Here is a 19520-nt window from a genome sequence, read left to right as displayed (position 1 = left end):
GCCGGTCCAGGGTATAGATGGGTGCCTGGATCGGTCAGGCAGGACAACGATTCGGCAATGCGGTGAGTCAATCGCACGCGGTTGTGGCGAACTCACAGGAAAACTGTGACTGCTTCGAAGAACCGAGACTGGCCTACTGCTGCTGTTGCATCGCCAGCTCAAGCGACCAGAAGAAGCCGTAGTACGCGACGACGCCGGCGGCGAGCGTCAGGTAGTAAGCCCACTGGGGAGCCGACAGCAGGTCGAAGATGACGCTCACGGCGGTCACCCAGGCGATGGCGAACACGAGGTCGACGAACATGCCTCGTTTGTGGTCGCGCACGTGGTCGCGGAGGGTGTCGACGACGCTCATCGGCGGCCTCGCGTCGTCCGTGGCGGTCGTGGTCTGTTCAGTCCCATACTAGTCACGCTTCGATGTCTGTCTCGCCGTGGACGTCGACGACGAGTACCGGCAGTCGGGTCCGTCGCAGCACTTTCTCCGTGACGCTGCCGAGGATGACTCGCTTGAGGCCAGAGCGCCCGTGAGAGCCCATCACGACGAGGTCGATGTCGTTGTCCTCGACGAACTTCCGGATGGCACGGGCGGGTTCGCCGGCGGTGATGTGCTCTTTCACTTCGACGCCGTGTTCGGCGGCTCGGTCGCGGACGTAGCCGGTGGCTTCGTCGGCGTCTTCCTTGATGTCGGTCATCTCCGCCAGGTTCCCCTGGCGGATGCGGTCGACCTGCTCTGTGCCCAGCGAGTAGCTGGTGGCGTCGACATCGACGACGTACAGCGCGTGGACCGTCGCGCCGTACTTCGAGGCGATGTCGACCGCCTGGTCGACCGCGTTCTCCGCGGTGTCGCTGCCGTCGGTCGGAACGAGAATGTTGTCGTACATGGGTTTAGTCGTCTGCGGGGGTGCCGCCGCCGGTGCTGTCGCCGACGACGTCTGCGGCGGTCTCCTGTTGCCCCATCGGTTCGGGGCTGTGACACTGTCGAACCATCTTCTTCGTCTCCAGGGGCGGCTCGGGGGTCGCCAGCGAGACGGCGATGGTGACGATGAACACGACGGGGGTCCCGATCAGCGCCGCGCCGATCGGCGGGACGTACTGGGCGTAGATCGGGACGATGGCCCCGCCCTCGCCGGCGATGGCTTCGAGTGCGCCGATGTAGTTCGGCAGGACGCTGTTGATAATCGAGGTGATCCAGATGAGCAGGCCGAGCACCATCCCGGCCAGCGCGCCCTGGCGGTTGGTGTTCTCCCACCAGAGGCCGAGGAAGAACATCGGGAACAGCACGACGCCGGCCAGCGAGAACGCGTAGGCGACCAGTTCGCCGATGAGCGCCGGCGGGTTGAACGCGGTCACTGTCACCAGCGCGCCCATGCCGATGATCGTCCCGCGACCGATGAGCACCTGCTGGCGCTGGGTCGCTTCGGGGTTGATCAGTTCCGTGTAGATGTCGTGTGCGACCGCCGAGGAGGCCGTGATGAACAGCCCGGCAGTGGTCGCGATTGCGGCGGCCATCGCACCGGCCGCGACGAGACCGACGAACCACGTCGGGAGATTGGCGAACTGCGCGGCGAGGACGACGATCACGTCACCTTCCGCACCAGACATGCCGCCTTCCGCGGCGTAGGCGCTCGCGCCAGTGGTCGCTTCGAAGAGATCGACGCCGAAGGCCGCCATCGCGGGCGACGCCCAGTACAGCAGGAGGATGAAGAACAGCCCCCAGACACAGGACCAGCGGGCGACGCGCTCGCTTCTGACCGTGTAGAACCGGACGAGGACGTGCGGGAGGCCGCAGGTCCCGACGATGAGCGAGAACGCCGTCGCGATCCAGAGGTAGAACGGCTGGTTCACGAACGGCGCGGAGAACTCGCGGCCGAGGTCGGCGATGAGCGCGCCGTACTCGACCTGCGGGAGTATCGTCGAGTACCCCTGCGAGAAGCCGACGACGTAGACACCCGCGAGGAACGCGATGATGAGGATCGTGTACTGGACGGCCATGTTCTTGGTCGCGCCCAGCATCCCCGAGAGCGCGAGGTAGCCGACGGTGATGGTCATCATCACGACGATCATGGGAATGATGTCCAGCCCGAAGACGTACTGGCCGACCAGCCCCATGCCACGGGCCTGGCCGACGGAGTAGACGTACGCGATGAGCAGCGTGGTGAACGCGGCCAGCGCGCGGGCGGTCGGCGAATTGAACCGGTCGCCGACGAAGTCCGGCGCGGTGTACTTCCCGAACCGGCGCATCTGCGCGGCCAGGAAGATGAGCAGGATGAAGTAGCCGGTCGTCCAGCCGACGATGAACGCCAGGCCGTAAAAGCCCGAGAGCGCCACCAGCCCGGCTAAGCCGAGGTACGAGGCGGCGGACATCCAGTTCGCGCCGATGGCCATCCCGTTCTCGATGTTGCCGATGCCGCGGCCGGCGACCCACATCCCCTCGGTGTCGGCCACCTTGAACACGTAGCCGATGACGAGGAACGAGGCCATCATCAGGAAGACGATGATCGCCGGGACGAGTTTGAACGAGATGTCCAGCGCTTCTGCCTGCAGCGGGACCGTCACTGCTCGACACCCCCGTCAGCGGCCGTCGCTTCGCCGGCCTCCGGGGCCGTGCTTTCGACGGCGTCGGGGTCGATACCGTACTTCTGGTCGAGCCGGTCACGGTACCGCGTGTAGACTACCGCCAGGATGAGCGCACCCGTCGGTGCGCCAAGCGAGACGAGGAAGTAATGCAGCGGGAAGCCGAATATGGGTGTCCCCACGGTCATCATCTCCGGCGCGATGGCAGTCATCGTCACCGGGCCGAACACGACCAGCGCCCAGAGCACGAAACTGCTCCAGATGATCTTCAGGTGGTCGCGCATGAACGGCGTGCTCGGCCGTAACAGGTTCACCTCCCTGTCGAGGTAGTCGATGTCTTCGTGGGCAGGCTCCGTGCCGCCATCTGGTTGGATAGTTGACTCTTCTCGGTCCGCGGGCGTGTCTCTTGACATGTGGATTGAAAGCTTGAAAATTCGTGGTACTGTTCGCTGTTACCGCTCAGTCTCCCTGGACCTTGGTCGCGATATCACTGACAACATCAGGGTTTCGCAGGGTGCTCGTATCGCCCAGTTCCTCGCCGTTGGCGATGTCCTCTAGCAGGCGGCGCATGATCTTCCCGGAACGGGTCTTCGGCAGTTCGGGCGTGAAGATGACGGCTTCCGGCCGCGCGATTGGACCGATAGCGTCCTCGACGCCGTCGATGATCGCACTGCGGAGGGCCTCGTCCTCGTCGTAGCCGTCCTCGGTGATGACGTAGGCGTACACCGCCTCGCCCTTGATATCGTGGTCGCCACCGACGACGGCGGCTTCGGCGACGCCTTCCACGCCGACGATAGCGCTCTCGATCTCCATCGTCCCGAGACGGTGCCCGGAGACGTTGATCACGTCGTCGACCCGCCCCAGCACGGTGATGTAGCCGTCGTCGTCGATCTTCGCACCGTCTTCGGGGAAGTACACCCAGTCGTCGGAGTCGTCGCTGTCGGTGTCGGAGTACTCGGCCCAGTACTCGTCGATGAACCGCTCGTCGTTCTTGTACAACGTCCGGAGCATGCCGGGCCAGGGCTTGTCGACGGTCAGGTAGCCGGCGCGGCCGGGTTCGACCTCCTCGCCCTCGGTGTCGACGATGCGGACGTCGTTGCCCGGCAGCGGCGGGCCGGCAGACCCGGGTTTCATGTCCTTGACGCCCGGCAGCGTCGTGATCATCATGCCGCCGGTCTCGGTCTGCCACCAGGTGTCGACGACGGGACACTCCTCGCCGCCGATGTGCTTGTAATACCACTTCCAGGCGCGGGGGTTGATCGGCTCACCGACCGTCCCGAGCAGGCGCAGGCTGGAGAGGTCGTGCTGTTCGGGGTACTGCTTGCCCCACTTCATGAACGCGCGGATGGCCGTCGGCGCGGTGTAGAGCTGGTCGGCTTCGTACTCCTCGACGATCTCCCAGAGGCGATCCTTGTCAGGGTAGTCCGGCGTCCCCTCGTACATCATCGTCGTCGTCCCGAGCGCGAGCGGGCCGTAGACGATGTAGGAGTGGCCGGTGATCCAGCCGATGTCGGCCGAGCAGAAGTACGTGTCCTCGGGTTTGATGTCCAGCACTGCCTGGGACGTCCAGGCCGCCCAGGCGAGGTAGCCGCCGGTGGAGTGTTTGACACCCTTCGGTTTCCCGGTGGTCCCGGAGGTGTACATGAGAAACAGCATGTCCTCGGCGTCGCGGTCGACCGGCTCGACCGCCGCGCCCTCGTTGTCGGCGATGACATCGTCGAAGGCGACCTGATTGTCGGCGTAGTCGTGGTCGAAGCCGTCGCCGTCCATCAGCCGCTCGGCGATGATGGCGCGTTCGACCTCGTGGTCGACGCCGCTTAGCCCCTCGTTGGCCTTGTCGAGGTGGTCGAGCGGGTCACCGCGGCGGTAGTAGCCGTCGCAGGTGACCAGATACTCCGAGTCGGCGGAGTTCATCCGCGTGGCGAGCGCGTCCGCGGAGAAGCCGGCGAACACGACGGAGTGTGGCGCGCCGATGCGGGCACAGGCCAGCATGGCGATGGGCAGCTGCGGGATCATCGGCATGTACATCGTGACGACGTCGTCCTCGCCGACGCCCATCTCCCGCAGGCCGGCCGCGAACTCGTTGACCTTCTGATGGAGTTCCTCGTACGTGTAGGTGATGTTGTCTTCCTCGACCGGCTCACCGACCCATTCGATAGCGGCTTCGTCGCCGCGCTCCTCTAAGTGCCGGTCCAGGCAGTTCGCCGACGCGTTCAGTGTGCCGTCGGTGAACCACTCGTAGAACGGCGGGTTCGAGTCGTCGAGGACCTGGTCGTAATCCTCTTCCCAGTCGAGAAGGTCGGCAGCCCCCTCCCAGCACTCCGGCCAGTTGTCCTCGAACTCCTCGTAGATACCCTCGTCCGTGACGTTCGCCTGCTCGACGAACGCCTCCGGGGGCTCGAAAACCTCCTGCTCTTCGAGCCGCGCTTCTAGTTGGACATCTTCATCTGACATAGTCTATCATCGATATTTCACAGCGGCCATATAAACGGGGGGTCTAACTACGATAATATGAAACGGGATTTCAGTTGTCGACTGGCCGTCGCGGCTCCGCCGGCCGGTCGTCAAAAAACGCGGTCAGGACCTTCTGTTGGGCTTTCCTGAGGTGATTGTGGAGCGTCGGGGACGACACCTCCAGCGAGTCCGCTAGCTCCTCGGCGGTCGACCCGCGGGGCCACTCGAAGTAGCCGCTGTGGTAGGCCGCCCGGAGGACCGTCTCTTGCCGGTCCGAGAGGGTATCGGTCAGCCGGTCCCGGAACCCGGAGTCCGTCTCGGCCGGTCGCTCCGTCTCTCGCTTCGCCGCCAGAGACGTCTCCGGGTAGGCGTCGGTGACGGCGTTGACCGTCGGTCTGATGTCGGCTTCGCTGGGGAGTTCGACGGCGATAGTCGCGGCGCCATCAGCGGCCGTCACAGCACGGATGCGGCCGCCGCTCTCGACCAGGTGGAGCGCCGGCGTGTCAGTAACGACGACCTCCAATAGCACGCCGTCGCTGTGTTGTTCGAGGAGTCTGGCGTCCGCCACGCCGTCGTCAGTGTCCGCATACGAGAGTATCGCGTCGGCAGAGGCTCCTTCGACCAGCAGGTAGTACAGCAGCGACTGGCCCCCGACGGGGACGACGCCCGACAGCTCGACCGTACACCCCAACGCCCCGGATACGCCGGCGGTAAACGTCCGCTCGTCCGCGCAGTGGAACTCCAGTTCTGTCACCGTATCGGCGAGCAGGAGGCGTTTGCGTTCGGCTGCGGCCTGTGCATGGCCGACCTGGACGCCGAGCGCCGAGAGGACGGCGCGTTCCGCATCAGTGACTCCCTCGCTGGTCCCGATCCCGATGACACCCGACACGGCGTTTTCCCTGACGAGCGGGACCAGCGCGACCGGTCCGTTGCTGTCGTCGACGATGCGGACGTCGCCGATATCGAGCGAGGACCCGAACGACTCGATGTGCGTCTCGATCTGTTGTTCGACGGCCGTCTCCGAGATCTCAGCCATCGCACGCGGGGTCAGCCCGTCGCCAGTCCGCTCGGCGAGCCAGGCGAACTCGAAGCCCGCTGTCTCCGTCAGGTGGTCACAGACGGTCGTCACAATCGCCTCACCGGTTGCGGCGGCCGCAAGCGCCTCGCTGACCGTCGTAATCCAGCCGACGGGTCGCTGGGGCTCCGCCGGCGCCGCCCGCTCACTGGATCCGTCGACGCCCGCGACGATGGTTTCCCGGTCCGGTTCGTCAAGCAGGGGATCGAGGCGGTCGAGTCGGTCCCAGCCGCCGAGCGCACAGACCACGTCAGGCGGGACGCCGTCGTTCAGCAGGCTCGCCGCGAACCGCCATCGGAGGTCGCGCGAGGAAACCCCTCGCAGGTGCGGTGCCGCGTCGGCGGCGCGGTCGGCCACCTCGCTGACGAGCATCTGGAGCCGCCGCGGGGAGACGGAGAACAGTGGCTCGTCGTTGGCTTTCCCGGACGCGTTTGCGTACTTCCGCATGTCGTGTTCGACCGAGTCCGGGAGGTACGTTTCGCGCACAACCTCGTTGCCGTCCCGAACAGCAAGCAGGTGATGGCCCTCGAATTCGGTGATATCGGCCAGCTGGACGGCCGTCATCTCCGCCGGCCGGAGTCCGACCTCCGCACCGAGCCGGAGCACGAGGTCGGCCCGGTGTGTCTCGGCCGCGCGACGGAGCTGTTCGTACCCCCGCTCACCGATTTGGTCGGCTGCTCCGTCCATGTGTTTCGGAAATTTATAGAATAACGAAATAAGTGTTGCGGTCAGATCGTGCGTATAGACGAGAGAGCCACGATAAAACAGTCTCTAAGAACACTGTTGCCACGAAAATATTTCGGAGATATAAAGAAGAGCGAAACGCCTTATTCTCTCCTCGTCGTCGACTGGATTTCGCCGAGGATTTCTGGGTTCCGCAGCGCGCTGGTGTCGCCCAGTTCCTCGTCGTTCGCCACTGCGGTTAGCAGGCGGCGCATAACCTTACCCGAGCGCGTCTTCGGGAGGTCGGGCGTGAACACGATCTCTTTGGGGCGGGCGATACCGCCGATAGCGTCTACGATAGCCGCTTCGATGGCCGTCCGGAGTTCGTTTTCGGCGTAGCCGTCCTCCGGGGAGACGAAGGCGTACACCGCCGTGCCGGTCGTCTCGTCGTCGGCACCGACGACGGCGGCTTCAGCGACGCCGGTCACGCCGGCGACCGTCGACTCCAGTTCCTTGGTGCTGAACCGCCGGCCGGCGACGTTGATCGCGTCGTCGATCCGACCGAGGAACGTGATGTAACCGTCCTCGTCGGCCGAGACACTGTCCTCCGGGTAGTAGCGCCATCCCTCGGCGCTGTCCGGGACGCTGCCCCAGTCTGTTCCGTCGAGTAACGCGCGCGGCATCCCTGGCCAGGGGCGCGTCACGACGAGCTCGCCGGCCGTATTCGGCCCGACTGCCGCACCTTCGCGGTCGACGACGGACGCCTCGATCCCCGGCAGCGGCGTTCCCGCGGCCCCGGGTTTCATGCTGTCGACGCCGGGCAACGTCGAAACGAGGATGGCTCCAGTTTCGGTCTGCCACCAGGTGTCGACGATCGGGCACTCGCCGCCGCCGATGTGTTCCCGATACCACTCCCAGGCCTGGCCGTCCATCGGTTCGCCGACTGTCCCAAGCAGACGCAGGCTGGAGAGGTCGTGCGTGTCGGGGTACTCCTCGCCCCACTTCATGAACGCCCGGACGGCTGTCGGCGCGGTGTAGAACACGTCGACGGCGTACTTCTCGATGAGTTCCCACAGCCGGTCTTTTTCGGGGTGGTCTGCCGTGCCGTTGTATAGTACCGTCGTCGTCCCGAGCGCGAGCGGGCCGTAGACGATGTAGGAGTGGCCGGTGATCCAGCCGATGTCGGCCGAACACCAGTAGGTGTCTTCGGGCTTGATATCCAGCACCGACCGGGCGGTCCAGGCGACGTGTGCGAGATATCCGCCGGTCGTGTGGGTGACGGCTTTCGGCTCACCGGTCGTGCCCGAGGTGTAGATGCGAAAGAGCGGGTCGTCCGCCGCCCGCGACACCGGCTCGATTTCGGCTCCCTCGTGGGCCGCCAGCAGGTCGTGATAGTCGTCGTAGTCGTCACCTAAATGTACGTCACGGCCCAGCCGATCCAGCACCACGACCGACACGTCGTGGTCGACGGCGATGCGTGCGTTGTCGGCCTTGTTCTTCTGTGCGACGGCGCTGCCGCGGCGATAGTAGCCGTCGCAGGTGATGAGATACTCCGACTCGGCCCGCTCCATGCGCGTCGCCAGCGCGTCCGCGGAGAATCCCGCGAAGACGACGTTGTGTTGCACGCCCAGCCGTGCACAGGCCAGCATCGCGACCGGAAGCTCGGGCACCATCGGCAGGTACAGCGTCACCACGTCGTCCGGCCCGACGCCGCGGTCGCGCAGCGCCGCGGCGAAGGCGTTGACTTCCCGGTACAGTTCGAGGTAGGTGTAGGTGCGTGACTCGTCGAGGTGACCCTCCCAGACCAGCGCGAGCTGGTTCTTCCGCTCGGGAAGGTGTCGGTCGATGCAGTTGTAGGCGGCGTTTAATCGACCGCCGGGGAACCACTCGAACGGCGGGCCGTCCGCGCCACGGAACACCGTCTCGTACGGTGTCTCCCAGTCGAGCAACTCGGCGGCCTCGTGCCAGCAATCGGGCCACTCCCGTTCGAAGCGGTCGTAGACAGCCGGGTCCGTTACGTTCGCCTGCTCGACGAACCAGTCCGGCGGTTCGACTGTCTCGCGCCCCGTGTGGGACTGGTCCCGACCCGGTTCGTCTCCCCGTGTCATCAATTGACAGTACGCCGGCGCACTCAAAAACATCCTAGCTAATTGTGTATGACTCTGACGTGATGGGACCGATACTGACCCCGGCGGCAGTTCTCAGTTTCGACACTGGCGACGGAACTTATATTGAGTCCTGCGGACAACAGATGTACGAGAGGCCGGTAGGGGCATGAGCGACACTGAAAAGAAGATCGCCGATACGAAGGGACAGTTCCTCCAGGCGGTCTCACAGGGCCAGCGCCTCACTGACGCCGAGTGGCGAAACTGTCGCATCGTTCTCACCACCGAGCGGGTCGCCTTGCTGGGCGACGACAAGCGACAGATTTCACTGACCGATATCGACCGTATCGCCGACCGGTTCGACGTGAACCAGCAAAGCGCCGGTGTCTCCGACTACGTCGCACTGTACGTCGGCGAGGACGTGATTCTGGTGTCAGCGTCGGACCACGAGACGTTCGAGACCGACTTCTACCGAGCGAGTCTCGACGGCGCGATCGTGCTGGTCCAACACCCCGCACTGAAAGGCGGCGTTGTCCAATCTGCCGAGTGGACGAAAGGCCGACTCAAAGTGACCGACGAGGCGCTGAAACTCGCGATGGCCGACGGGCAAGCCGTCGTCGTCGACCGCGCTGACATCGGCGACCTGGCCGTCGAAGAGAAACAGGTCAGCGGTGAGGAGCGGACGGTCATTCAGGTCGAGCACAGCGAGGACGACATCAGCGTCGAAACACACCTCGCCGGCGAGGAGTTCCACGCCACCGTCCTCCGGACGATGCTCGAAGAGAGCGCCGAACAGAACCGCGCCGACCTTGATTTGAGTTCGACGGAGAAGCGGGTTATTATGGCGCTACACTCCGGCGTGTCGCCCTTTGACATCCCCAACTTCGTCGGTATCGACGTCGAGAAAACCGAGGCGATCTTCGACCGACTGATCGAACTCGACGTTATCAGTGTGCTCCGGGAACGGACGGAAGTGAACCTGACGACGAAGGGCCGTCGAGTCGCCGGCGAGCGGATGGGCGAGCAGTAGCGGGCGGCGTTGCACCGGCAGGTGTTTGATCGCACCGGTAGCCTCGGACGCCCCCAACCCGTTCGGTTTCCACGTCACAATCTGGACGCGCGTTCGAGAGTAGACACCGACCAATCTCAGTAAGGCCGCCATATTGAAGCCCTTCCTCCGTCTGCAACAAATATGCACATCGATACGGCTGTGGTCCTCGCTGCGGGTGAGGGGACTCGCCTGCGGCCGTTGACGCGAAACCGACCCAAGCCTATGTTGCCGGCCGCGAACCGTCCGATTCTCGAACACGTCTTCGACGCGCTGGTCGAGGCCGGCATCGAGAAACTGGTCGCCGTCGTCGGCTACAAGCGTGACCGCGTGCAGGACCACTTCGGCCCGACCTACCGTGGCGTTCCGATTTCGTATGTGAGCCAGACGAAACAGCTCGGCAGCGGACACGCGCTCCTCCAGGCGCGCAGCGTCGTCGACGGCCCGGTCCTGGTGATGAACGGTGATCGGCTCGTCGACGCGGCCACTATCGAGGCGGTAGACAGCTCCTACGCGGAAACTGGCCACACAAGCATCGCTGTCCTCGAACGACAGGACACTAGCCGCTACGGCGCAGTCGAAGTCCAGGACGGCGATATCGTCGACATCGTGGAAAAGCCTCAACACGACGATTTCAGACTCATCAACGGGGGCGTGTACGCCTTCGACGGCGACGTCTTCGAGGCGATCAACGAGACGACGCGCCACGCCGGGGAGCTGGCGCTGACCGATACCATCGAACTGCTGCTGGAATCTGATCGAGTCCGGGCAGTCGAGGTCGACGGAATGTGGGTCGACGCAACCTACCCCTGGGACCTGCTGACGGTCGCCCGCGAGGTACTGGCGCGGGGTCGAGTCGTCGAATCGGCCCGCGACGAGCAGGTCTGGGTCGACAACTCCGCACGCATCCACGACGCGGCCACCCTCCAGTCGCCGGTCGTCGTCGGACCGGACTGTGAGGTCGGGCCGGACGCCGTCATCGGCCCTGATGTCGCGCTCGGGCGGAACGTCACCGTCGGGGCCAACAGCGTCATCCAACATACGGTGCTTGACGCGGACACGCGCGTCGATCCGAGTTCGACCCTCGTGGACACTGTCACCGGACAGGACGTGAACCTGGGTGTCAACACGGTCGTTCCCGGCGGTCCGGCCGATGTCCAGGTCGGCACAGAGGTGTTTGAGGACCAGCGCCTCGGGGCCGTCATCGCCGACCGCGCCGAAGCACTTGGCGACGTAAGCTTCGTCTCCGGGTCGCTCGTGGGGCCGAACGCCCGGCTTGCGACCGGCGTGACAGTCGATGGGACCGTCCGCGAAGGTGCGGAGGTGGTCCGCTGATGTGCGGGATCATCGGCTGTGTCGGCCGCGGCGACGAGACGCTCGATACGCTCGTTCACGGCCTGTCGAAACTGGAGTACCGGGGGTACGACTCCGCCGGCGTCGCACTGGCCAACAGTCACATCGACATGTGCAAACACTCCGGCAAAATCGCGGACCTGCGCGAGGCGCTGTCGGAACGGACGCTCTCGGGATCGGTCGGCATCGGTCACACCCGCTGGAGCACGCACGGCCCGCCGACCGACGAGAACGCCCACCCGCATCAGGACTGCACCGGCGACGTCGCGGTCGTCCACAACGGCATCATCGAGAACTACCAGTCCCTGCGTGACGAACTCGTCGGGGCCGGCCACACCTTCACCTCCGATACCGACACGGAGGTCGTTCCCCACCTCATCGAGGATGCGCTGAGTAACGGTGCGGACCCCGAAGACGCCGTCCGGGAGGCAATCAGCCGTCTCGACGGGAGCTTCGCAATCGCCGTCGTCATCGCCGGCTGTGACTCGGTGTTTGCCGCCCGGAACGACTCCCCGCTCGTCCTGGGTATCGGCGAGGACGCGACCTACCTCGCAAGCGACGTGCCCGCCTTCCGGGATTTCACCGATAAGGTCGTCTACCTCGCCGACGGCGAGTTTGCCCGCCTCAACGGCGACGGGTGGACCGTCACCGACTCCGATGGGACCGTCATCGAGAAAGACGTCGACACCGTCCAGTGGGATCCCGAAGAGACGGGCAAGAGCGGCTACGACCATTTCATGCTCAAGGAGATTCACGAGCAACCGCGCGCGCTCCGGCAGTGTTTGCGGGGCCGCGTCGACGAACTCGCCGGGACGGTCGATATCGGCGATCTCGGTGATCTCTCCCCGACCGGCGTCCAGTTCGTCGCCTGCGGGACCTCGTATCACGCCGCCCTGCATGGCGCGCAACTGTTCCGCGAAGCCGGTATCCCCGCTCAGGCGTTCCTCGCCAGCGAGTACGCGACCGCGACGCCGCCCATCGGCGATGCCCTCGTCGTCGGCGTCACCCAGAGCGGCGAAACCGCGGACACGCTGTCGGCGCTTCGGGCCGCTCGCAGCCGCGGCGCGCGAACGCTGGCCGTGACCAACGTCGTCGGTTCTACCGCGGCCCGCGAGTGCGACCACGCGCTGTACATCCGTGCCGGCCCGGAGATCGGCGTCGCCGCCACCAAGACTTTCGCCTCGCAACTGGCCGCGCTGAACCTGCTCGCACTCGGGACCTCTTCAACTGGGGACGCCCGGCAGGTTATCAGTGCGCTCCGTGACCTGCCCGGCCACGTCCAGGAGGTGCTCGATGAATCCGCCGCCCAGGAGGTGGCCGAACTGTACCAGGACGCCAACGCCTACTTCTTCATCGGCCGCGGCTATCAGGAGCCCGTGGCACTGGAAGGCGCACTGAAGATGAAGGAGATCACCTACAAGCACGCCGAGGGCTTCGCCGCCGGTGAACTGAAACACGGCCCATTGGCGCTGGTGACTGAGAACACGCCGGTGTTCGCTATCGTGACGGGCGACGACGAGCGCGCCCGCAAAACCATCGGCAACGTCAAAGAGGTCGAAGCCCGCGACGCACCCGTGGTTGCGATTACTGACGGGCAAAGTGACGTGGAGCGGTACGCTGATCACGTGCTCGAGATCCCGGAGACGCATCCGCGGGCCGCTGCCGTGCTGGCGAACACCCATCTGCAGTTAGTGTCGTATCACACGGCCGCCCTACTGGGGCGGAACATCGACAAGCCTCGCAATCTGGCGAAAAGCGTGACCGTGGAGTGAGCGGCGCATAGCAGGTCAACGCCGCTCGCGGTTTTCCGGCGGCTCCGGCGGTTCGAGGAGTGCGGCTAACAGCTTGACTGTCGTTGCGCCCGAGATGGCGTTCCCTACAGCGTGCGTTACCGACGCGAGGCCGGAATTTCGCCATAACTGTGTAATCCGCGGGATGAGAGCATCGAGAACGGAGATGATAGGGGCGACAGTGTACGTTTCCCGGAGGTCGATGACGATAACGTCCGGCTCCGGTTCCGCGGTGAGCCATCGGTAGAGGCGGGACGCGCGCGTTACCTCGGTTATACGAGCGCAGACGCCATTCAGTACCGAGGTTTCGAAACCCTGCGCAAGCGTATCGGAAACTGACGTGAGAGCCGAGTTCTCGACGGCTGACCGGAGACGCTGTTTCACCACCGATACTGTCTCGCTGCTCGTCATTGATACCCTGAAACGACAGTCGCTCTGATTGTTACGGTTCCCAGGTCAAGCGTCACGACGCGCCCCTGTTGCATCGTTTGGCCCTTGAACGTGACGCCGGAGTCAGTCTCTCGTACCGAGAGGTTCGCGGAGAGGGTAACGTCCTGGTTCACCGGGTGGTCCCGCTGGTAGATGTTCCCGTCCTGTCCTCTGGTGATAACTGTCGCGTTCTCGCGCTGGACACGAGTGATTCGTGCGATTGTGTCACCGCCGAACGACTCGGTCATCCCTGGTGAGATGCTGTCGGCGAGTATCGGAGACACGCTGGACAACCGCAGTCGAACATCGCGAGTCGCGGGCTGGCCGCGCTGGGATGTCGTACCGACCCGCACGATTTCTCCCTCGATGAGACCCGCTTCTGTTCGAAGTGCCAACGGCGATCCTGACCGGACCGTCGTATCGCCGAACTCTGCTGTATCATTGTAGGCTATGCTCTGGAGTGTCATTCCGAGGACGACGGTCTTTTTGTCCGGATTACTGGTTCCGTATGCTGTCACTGACTCGATAGTGGCTACTTCCCGCCCTCTAACGCGGATTGACTGCCCAGCACTGAGCTGTCTGGCGTCGGTCTCTGAGAGGTTTGTTCTGACGACCACCTCCGTCTCCGTGGTAGAGATTTCGGCGGTGCCGCCAACGTCACGAACCGTTCCGGCGGTAGAGTACGTCTCGGTCAGAATCTCGAGCTGTCGGCCGTACCGTGGTGGTGCGCCGTTGTACTGGATACTGTCTCCCGAACGCGGCGCTGAGAGTCTCGCACGCACTACCGCCCGGGTGGACTCCCCTTGCGGAGTCAAATAGACATCCGTGATTGTGAGCTCTGAATTCCCCGTCGGACTGTAGCTGTCGCCGACCGATATCTGGGAGCTGATATACTCCGGTTGGGGTCCGAGATCGAGCGTCACATTCGTCGTCCCTCTCGCGGGGGACGAACTCGACCCGTCCTCGGTATCTGTCAGGACCAGGCTGATTCCAGCGATAAGGACGGCAAGAACAAAGACGACGACGAGAGCGTCGACGACATTGATGACACCAAACAGGTTGCCCTCGTCGTCGATGATCCCGTCGGAATCTTCCATCGGCTCCATATCAGGCCATCCTCCGGCCGGTGTATGGCCTTTTCGCTTGGGTCTCGGAACCCTCGTGTTACGGACTTCGGACCACACAGCGCTCGCTTTCTGGGATGTAGCTGGTTTTCAAAGGGAGCCCAAGACCGTGTGGCGATCCTCAACGGATTTGGAGGGTTGCCCTTGGCGGCGGATAGAACGGCAATGGGACTCGATCTAATTCCGCCTTTGAATCACTACCGAGTTCTGAATGCGATTAGAACGTCAATAACAACGCTCCATACCTGCCTTGAGACCAGTTTCATATCGTAGCTGAACGACTGGTCACGCACGTATTCGAGGTCGTATCGCAGCTTTTCGCCCGGTTCCTTCCCAGTTACGTCATTAACCTGCGCAGGACCGGTTAGGCCGGGTTTCACGAACCAGCGCTTCTGCCAGTCAACGACGCCGGTCTGAATATCTGAGTCCAGTTCCGGGCGTTCGGGCCGTGGGCCGACAACGCTCATATCGCCCCGCAGTATCGACCAGAGCTGTGGAATCTCATCCAGGTGCGTCTGCCGCAGTACTCGCCCGACCGATGTCACGCGTGGATCGACCCCACCCGCATCCTCATTGCTGATCTTCGCACCTGTCTCGTTTTCCGCGTTTTCGATCATCGACCGGAACTTGTAGATGGAGAAGGTTTCGCCGAACACTGCTGTCCGGTCTTGCCGGTACAGTATCGAGCCGCCGTCGTCTAGCTTTATCGCTACTACAATCGCAACAATTACAGGCGATAGCGCGACCAGCCCGACCGACGCAAACCCGATATCGAACGCGCGCTTGAGAATGTAGTCCTGTATGTCCCAGGGCTCGATCTCTACGTCGACCAGGGTACCGACTCCACCGCTGGCGGTCAATACGGAGTCTGTATGGTCTCGGTGTACTTTCGCGTTAACTCCGTACTCGTAACACGCGTCGAGTGCGCCGAAGAACTCCGCCCGGTCGGCATGCTCAAACGCCAACACGACAGTATCGACGTCATACTCGACGAGAACGTCCTCGATGCGCGAGAGGCCACCCAACCGTTCCAGCCCACCGGGGCTGACCCCTCCGTCAGCGATGGCTTCGGTCCGTTCGGTTGTCGTCACGACACTCGTCGGACAGAGGTAGCCCAAGAGTGTCCCGTCGACCACACTTGCGACTTCTTCGATCACTTGGAGGTCATCGCCGACGACGATAGTCCGCTCGCCATTTGACGAGGGCCGCTTCCGAATCCACACGAACCACGCTGGCAGTGCGATCAGTAACAACGGGGTCACCAATACGACAGTCAAGCGCGGCAATCGGTACGTGTAGTCGAAATAGCCGATTGTCGCCAGCACGAGTACCGCCACGAGCACCCGCTTTTGGGCCAGCGCTACGGCGTCGAGAATCCGACGGGGCCGGGGCTTGTACAGCGGAAGGAACACGCTGACGACGACAGCGACTGTGACCAGGAGCTCGAACGTGAACTCCGACCCTGTCGGGGGGTCGGTCGGCAGCCGATTGAATATCGGGATGGTGGTCGCTATCGACTGGAAGGTAGCGTTGTTGACAAGTGCGACGGCAACCGCTGTCAGCACGACGACGCCGGCCACACTTGCGACCCGGTACCGCCAGCCACTATCCATTAACAGTGTGATTACCGAGTTCCGGGATAAGTCCTGCGTCCGGAGACTCAACTATTGAAACGATTCTCGTAGTGGTGTCCTGGTCTTTCAACCAAGTAACCCCATATCACCATACTTCCACGCACCCCGCTGGCTACTGACCGGGCTACCTGGTCAGTTCTCTCACTCGCTCGCGGCGATGTTCTCGGCGGACATCTCCGGATCGATCTCGCCCTGTAGCCGTTTCTCAGCCTGGTCGCGGTCCTCGGGGTAGCCGATGTCGTTCCGCCAGCCGTCCATGCGGATCGCGTCGATGGTCCGTCCGGAGTGCAACAGGAGGTCTATCGCGTCGCTGATCTCGTACTCGCCGCGGTTCGAGGGCTGCACCAGATGGCAGGCGTGGAAGATGGCCGGCGTGAACGTGTAGAACCCGGTCATCACCAGATTGGACGGCGGCTCCTCTGGCTTTTCGACCACTTCGGTTATTTCGCCGTACTTGTTGGTGTCACAGACGCCGTATCGGCTCGCCTCCTCCCATGGGACCTCCTCGACGAGGAAGGCGGCGTCGGCGCGTTCCTCCTGCTGGCGGTTGACGACATCCTGGAGGTTCGCCTCGAAGATGTTGTCGCCCAGCATCAGCATGAAGTCGTCGTCGACGTGTTCCTCGACGGTCAGGAGCGCGTGGGCGAGGCCGTTCTGCTCACGCTGGTGGGTGTAGGTGATCGGGACACCTTCGAACTCGTCTTCGTAGTGGTTAATGATGGCCTGCTTCTTGTAGCCGACGACTACCAGGAGTTCGTCGGCGCCGAGTTCGATCAACTGCTCGAAGCAGTGTGTCAGAATAGGTTTTCCAGCGACTTCTACCATCCCCTTCGGCTTGTCTTCGGTCAGCGGGCGGAGACGGGTTCCCTCACCAGCGGCGAGTACGACAGCTTTCATATGTTCTCATTGGTCGGTCGTCCGATAAAACTCTTGTCGAATTATAGGATCCGAATTATAATACCCGCTCCTCGACTATCGTCTCCCGATGAACGTCAGTATTGTCGGAAGCGGATACGTCGGGACGACGGTCGCGGCGTGTCTTGCGGATCTTGGACACGAAGTCGTAACGATAGACATCGACGAGGATATCGTCAATGCGATCAACGACGGCGAGTCACCGATACACGAGCCCGGGCTCGACGAACTCGTCGCCGAGCACGGCGGCGGTCGGCTCCGGGCAAGCACCGACTACGACGAGATTCTCGATACAGAGCTGACGATGCTGGCGCTGCCGACGCCCTCGAACGACGACGGGAGCATCGACCTCCAGTTCATGGAAGCCGGTGCGGCATCCGTCGGCGAGGCGCTGGCCGGTGCTGATCGCTCGGCCGACGATCCACATCTCGTCGTCACGAAGTCGACTGTCGTCCCGAGCACGACCGAGGACCGACTTGCTCCCCGCATTGCCGAGGCCGGCCTCGAACGCGGGACGGACTTCCTCGTCGCGTCCAATCCCGAGTTCCAGCGCGAGGGGACGGCCGTTGCGGACTTCCTGAATCCCGATAAACTCGTCTTCGGGACGGACGACAACCGCGCAACAGCCCTCCTCAACGAGCTGTACGCACCGCTACGCGAGGCCGCCGAGGGCGACGTACCGGTCGTCGAGACCGGTATCGCCGAGGCCGAGATGATCAAGTACGCCAACAACACGTTCCTCGCGACGAAGATCAGCCTCATCAACGACATCGGGAACATCTGTAAGGAGTTCGGCGTCGACGCCTACGAGGTGGCCGACGCGATCGGGCTCGACGACCGTATCGGCGAACAGTTCCTCCGGAGCGGCGTCGGTTGGGGGGGCTCTTGTTTCCCGAAAGACACTGATGCAATTATCGCTGCAGCACGAGAACAGGGCTACGATCCGGCCGTCCTGTCGGCGGCCGTGGAACTGAACGACGCCCAGCCAGGCCGACTCCTCTCCCTGCTCGATGGCCACGTCGATGTCTCCGGAAAACGCATCGCCGTGCTTGGCCTGGCGTTCAAACCCGGGACGGACGATATCCGGAACACGCGAGCGGTCCCGGTCATCGAGGGACTGCAGGAGCGTGGGGCCGAGATCGTCGCTTACGACCCCGTGGCGACCGAGAACATGCGCGAGCGGTATCCCGACATCGAGTACGCCGACTCGGCGGCGGCCGCGCTTGCGGGTGCATCCGGCGCTGTCGTTGTCACTGACTGGGACGAGTTCGCGGCGCTCGACGCTGAGTTCGACGAAATGGCTGCGCCCATCGTCGTCGATGGCCGACGCATCATCGAACGCCGCGACGGTATCACCTACGAAGGGTTGACCTGGTAGCGCGGTCAGTCGTGCGTTCGGATTCGCCGGTCGAGGACAGCAACGACACCGGCAGCCAGTAGCGCTACGACGAGGACGGTCGGGTCCGAAGACACGTACAGGCTCGGCGTCGGCGGCCGCCAGTTCGCGAACGGATACAGCCAAGCGCTCGCCCGCCCGTCGGCGTACACCCGCAGCCCATCCAGCAAGAGTGCGGTGAGGCCACCGAACGTCACGAGGCCGAACACTCGCCCCCAGTTCCGTCGCTCGAATGTGACGGTGATGATCCCGGCCAGTAGCAGGACTCCACCGAGTGTCGAGAGGGGTGCGTAGGTGAACGGTATTCCGAGAAGCGTTTCGACCGTGTTCTCGTCCACCACGATTCTGACTTTTATCAGATCGGGAATCGCTGCACCGCCCATCCCGACGACGACCCAGCGCTGATCGAGCCAGTCGACGCGCCAACTCGCGACTGTGAGGAGGACGTACGGAACGAGAAGGTGGGTCAGCAGATCAGCCATCGCGAGCCTCCAGTGTCCACGTATCACGGTCGACGCGCCAATACCGGAAGAACAGAAGCAGGAATCCGAACGCGCCGATAGCCGAGGCGCCGTATTTGTAGAACTCCGCCCACCGGCTGCTGTTGACGACTTCGATCCGTTCGGCTGTTATCCGCTGATCCGGTTCGAGCGTTCCGTACACCTGGACGACACCACCGGGTTCGACGGCCGCTGCCGTCCCAGTCACCTGAAGCGTGATTGCTGTCCCATCGCTCTCGGCCCTGATCTCCATCCTGTCTTCGCTGGTCTCTGTCACCGTTCCAAACACTATCACCCGCTGTCCCACGTACGAGTCGTACCCGGCCGAAAGGTCCTCAGCGTCCGGGTACGGTGACCGTTGCTCTTCTGTAACCTCCGCGTGGACGAACAGTCCTCCGAGTATCAGGCTCAGCACAAGCACGATGACGACACGAACCCAGACGCGCACACCATCTGTTCTTTC

At 63.5% G+C, this 19520-nt stretch carries 17 protein-coding genes; 4 read left to right on the top strand and 13 right to left on the bottom strand.

The genetic code is table 11. The features are described 5' to 3' along the window. Nucleotides 1–133: 133 nt before the first annotated feature. The 7 genes from ACY9XZ_RS03800 to acs (ACY9XZ_RS03770) form a co-directional block, all read right to left on the bottom strand. The gene (locus ACY9XZ_RS03800) at nucleotides 134–352 is read right to left on the bottom strand and encodes a hypothetical protein (RefSeq protein ID WP_312621093.1); all 219 of its coding nucleotides are present in this window, start codon (nucleotides 350–352) and stop codon (nucleotides 134–136) included. Nucleotides 353–404: 52 nt separating this feature from the next. After that, nucleotides 405–878, bottom strand: coding sequence for a universal stress protein (locus tag ACY9XZ_RS03795; protein ID WP_463455734.1), 474 nt, complete (start codon nucleotides 876–878; stop codon nucleotides 405–407). A 4-nt stretch (nucleotides 879–882) separates the two neighbouring features. Then, nucleotides 883–2553: a sodium:solute symporter family transporter gene (locus tag ACY9XZ_RS03790; RefSeq protein ID WP_463455733.1), complete on the bottom strand. Its 1671-nt coding sequence runs from the start codon at nucleotides 2551–2553 to the stop codon at nucleotides 883–885. Then, on the bottom strand, nucleotides 2550–2984 hold the full coding sequence (locus tag ACY9XZ_RS03785) for a DUF4212 domain-containing protein (protein ID WP_463455732.1): 435 nt from the start codon (nucleotides 2982–2984) through the stop codon (nucleotides 2550–2552). Before ACY9XZ_RS03785 ends, ACY9XZ_RS03790 begins: the two co-directional genes overlap by 4 nt. A 46-nt stretch (nucleotides 2985–3030) precedes the next feature. Next, nucleotides 3031–5025, bottom strand: a complete 1995-nt coding sequence (acs, locus tag ACY9XZ_RS03780) for an acetate--CoA ligase (RefSeq protein WP_463455731.1) — start codon at nucleotides 5023–5025, stop codon at nucleotides 3031–3033. A gap of 70 nt (nucleotides 5026–5095) precedes the next feature. Then, a complete protein-coding gene (locus tag ACY9XZ_RS03775) occupies nucleotides 5096–6787 on the bottom strand; it encodes a bacterio-opsin activator domain-containing protein (protein ID WP_463455730.1) in 1692 nt (563 codons plus the stop codon). A gap of 140 nt (nucleotides 6788–6927) precedes the next feature. Then, complete coding sequence (gene acs / locus ACY9XZ_RS03770) at nucleotides 6928–8871, bottom strand: acetate--CoA ligase (RefSeq protein WP_463455729.1); 1944 nt, start codon at nucleotides 8869–8871, stop codon at nucleotides 6928–6930. Between the two features lie 166 nt (nucleotides 8872–9037). Between acs (ACY9XZ_RS03770) and ACY9XZ_RS03765 the strand changes: the two genes are divergently transcribed. The 3 genes from ACY9XZ_RS03765 to glmS all read left to right on the top strand — a co-directional run bounded on the left by ACY9XZ_RS03765 (nucleotide 9038) and on the right by glmS (nucleotide 13041). Further along, nucleotides 9038–9898, top strand: a complete 861-nt coding sequence (locus tag ACY9XZ_RS03765; RefSeq protein WP_463455728.1) for a CheF family chemotaxis protein — start codon at nucleotides 9038–9040, stop codon at nucleotides 9896–9898. A 162-nt stretch (nucleotides 9899–10060) separates the two neighbouring features. After that, the gene (glmU, locus tag ACY9XZ_RS03760) at nucleotides 10061–11251 is read left to right on the top strand and encodes a bifunctional sugar-1-phosphate nucleotidylyltransferase/acetyltransferase (protein ID WP_463455727.1); all 1191 of its coding nucleotides are present in this window, start codon (nucleotides 10061–10063) and stop codon (nucleotides 11249–11251) included. Then, nucleotides 11251–13041: a glutamine--fructose-6-phosphate transaminase (isomerizing) gene (gene glmS, locus ACY9XZ_RS03755; protein ID WP_463455726.1), complete on the top strand. Its 1791-nt coding sequence runs from the start codon at nucleotides 11251–11253 to the stop codon at nucleotides 13039–13041. Before glmU ends, glmS begins: the two co-directional genes overlap by 1 nt. Before the next feature lie 15 nt (nucleotides 13042–13056). On the opposite strand, the gene ACY9XZ_RS03750 is transcribed toward glmS, so the two are convergent. From ACY9XZ_RS03750 to aglF, 4 genes are all read right to left on the bottom strand, one after another. Continuing rightward, nucleotides 13057–13470: a hypothetical protein gene (locus ACY9XZ_RS03750; protein ID WP_463455725.1), complete on the bottom strand. Its 414-nt coding sequence runs from the start codon at nucleotides 13468–13470 to the stop codon at nucleotides 13057–13059. Beyond that, on the bottom strand, nucleotides 13467–14594 hold the full coding sequence (locus tag ACY9XZ_RS03745; protein WP_463455724.1) for a DUF4330 family protein: 1128 nt from the start codon (nucleotides 14592–14594) through the stop codon (nucleotides 13467–13469). The genes ACY9XZ_RS03750 and ACY9XZ_RS03745 overlap by 4 nt, the downstream gene beginning before the upstream one ends. A gap of 215 nt (nucleotides 14595–14809) precedes the next feature. Then, nucleotides 14810–16225 carry a sugar transferase gene (locus tag ACY9XZ_RS03740; RefSeq protein WP_463455723.1) on the bottom strand — a complete coding sequence of 472 codons (1416 nt, stop codon included), beginning with the start codon at nucleotides 16223–16225 and terminating at the stop codon, nucleotides 14810–14812. A 162-nt stretch (nucleotides 16226–16387) separates the two neighbouring features. Then, a complete protein-coding gene (aglF, locus tag ACY9XZ_RS03735; protein WP_463455722.1) occupies nucleotides 16388–17143 on the bottom strand; it encodes a UTP--glucose-1-phosphate uridylyltransferase AglF in 756 nt (251 codons plus the stop codon). Nucleotides 17144–17231: 88 nt separating this feature from the next. Between aglF and aglM the strand changes: the two genes are divergently transcribed. Beyond that, complete coding sequence (gene aglM / locus ACY9XZ_RS03730; protein ID WP_463455721.1) at nucleotides 17232–18539, top strand: UDP-glucose 6-dehydrogenase AglM; 1308 nt, start codon at nucleotides 17232–17234, stop codon at nucleotides 18537–18539. Nucleotides 18540–18544: 5 nt separating this feature from the next. On the opposite strand, the gene ACY9XZ_RS03725 is transcribed toward aglM, so the two are convergent. Continuing rightward, complete coding sequence (locus tag ACY9XZ_RS03725) at nucleotides 18545–19039, bottom strand: hypothetical protein (RefSeq protein WP_463455720.1); 495 nt, start codon at nucleotides 19037–19039, stop codon at nucleotides 18545–18547. Next, entirely contained in the window at nucleotides 19032–19505 is a 474-nt protein-coding gene (locus tag ACY9XZ_RS03720; RefSeq protein ID WP_463455719.1) for a single stranded DNA-binding domain-containing protein, read from the bottom strand. Before ACY9XZ_RS03720 ends, ACY9XZ_RS03725 begins: the two co-directional genes overlap by 8 nt. Between the last annotated feature and the right edge of the window lie 15 nt (nucleotides 19506–19520).

It is taken from the genome of Haloarcula sp. HT12 (genome assembly GCF_055271655.1).
This window is presented reverse-complemented; position numbering and strand designations above follow the sequence as displayed.

Bases quoted from the DNA above. Each gene is read 5' to 3' on its own strand.
- acs (WP_463455729.1), bottom strand. From the start codon at position 8,871: ATGACACGGGGAGACGAACCGGGTCGGGACCAGTCCCACACGGGGCGC.
- ACY9XZ_RS03800 (WP_312621093.1), bottom strand. From the start codon at position 352: ATGAGCGTCGTCGACACCCTCCGCGACCACGTGCGCGACCACAAACGA.
- acs (WP_463455731.1), bottom strand. From the start codon at position 5,025: ATGTCAGATGAAGATGTCCAACTAGAAGCGCGGCTCGAAGAGCAGGAG.
- aglM (WP_463455721.1), top strand. From the start codon at position 17,232: ATGAACGTCAGTATTGTCGGAAGCGGATACGTCGGGACGACGGTCGCG.
- aglF (WP_463455722.1), bottom strand. From the start codon at position 17,143: ATGAAAGCTGTCGTACTCGCCGCTGGTGAGGGAACCCGTCTCCGCCCG.
- ACY9XZ_RS03775 (WP_463455730.1), bottom strand. From the start codon at position 6,787: ATGGACGGAGCAGCCGACCAAATCGGTGAGCGGGGGTACGAACAGCTC.
- ACY9XZ_RS03740 (WP_463455723.1), bottom strand. From the start codon at position 16,225: ATGGATAGTGGCTGGCGGTACCGGGTCGCAAGTGTGGCCGGCGTCGTC.
- ACY9XZ_RS03725 (WP_463455720.1), bottom strand. From the start codon at position 19,039: ATGGCTGATCTGCTGACCCACCTTCTCGTTCCGTACGTCCTCCTCACA.
- ACY9XZ_RS03785 (WP_463455732.1), bottom strand. From the start codon at position 2,984: ATGTCAAGAGACACGCCCGCGGACCGAGAAGAGTCAACTATCCAACCA.
- ACY9XZ_RS03745 (WP_463455724.1), bottom strand. From the start codon at position 14,594: ATGGAGCCGATGGAAGATTCCGACGGGATCATCGACGACGAGGGCAAC.
- ACY9XZ_RS03765 (WP_463455728.1), top strand. From the start codon at position 9,038: ATGAGCGACACTGAAAAGAAGATCGCCGATACGAAGGGACAGTTCCTC.
- glmS (WP_463455726.1), top strand. From the start codon at position 11,251: ATGTGCGGGATCATCGGCTGTGTCGGCCGCGGCGACGAGACGCTCGAT.
- glmU (WP_463455727.1), top strand. From the start codon at position 10,061: ATGCACATCGATACGGCTGTGGTCCTCGCTGCGGGTGAGGGGACTCGC.
- ACY9XZ_RS03750 (WP_463455725.1), bottom strand. From the start codon at position 13,470: ATGACGAGCAGCGAGACAGTATCGGTGGTGAAACAGCGTCTCCGGTCA.
- ACY9XZ_RS03795 (WP_463455734.1), bottom strand. From the start codon at position 878: ATGTACGACAACATTCTCGTTCCGACCGACGGCAGCGACACCGCGGAG.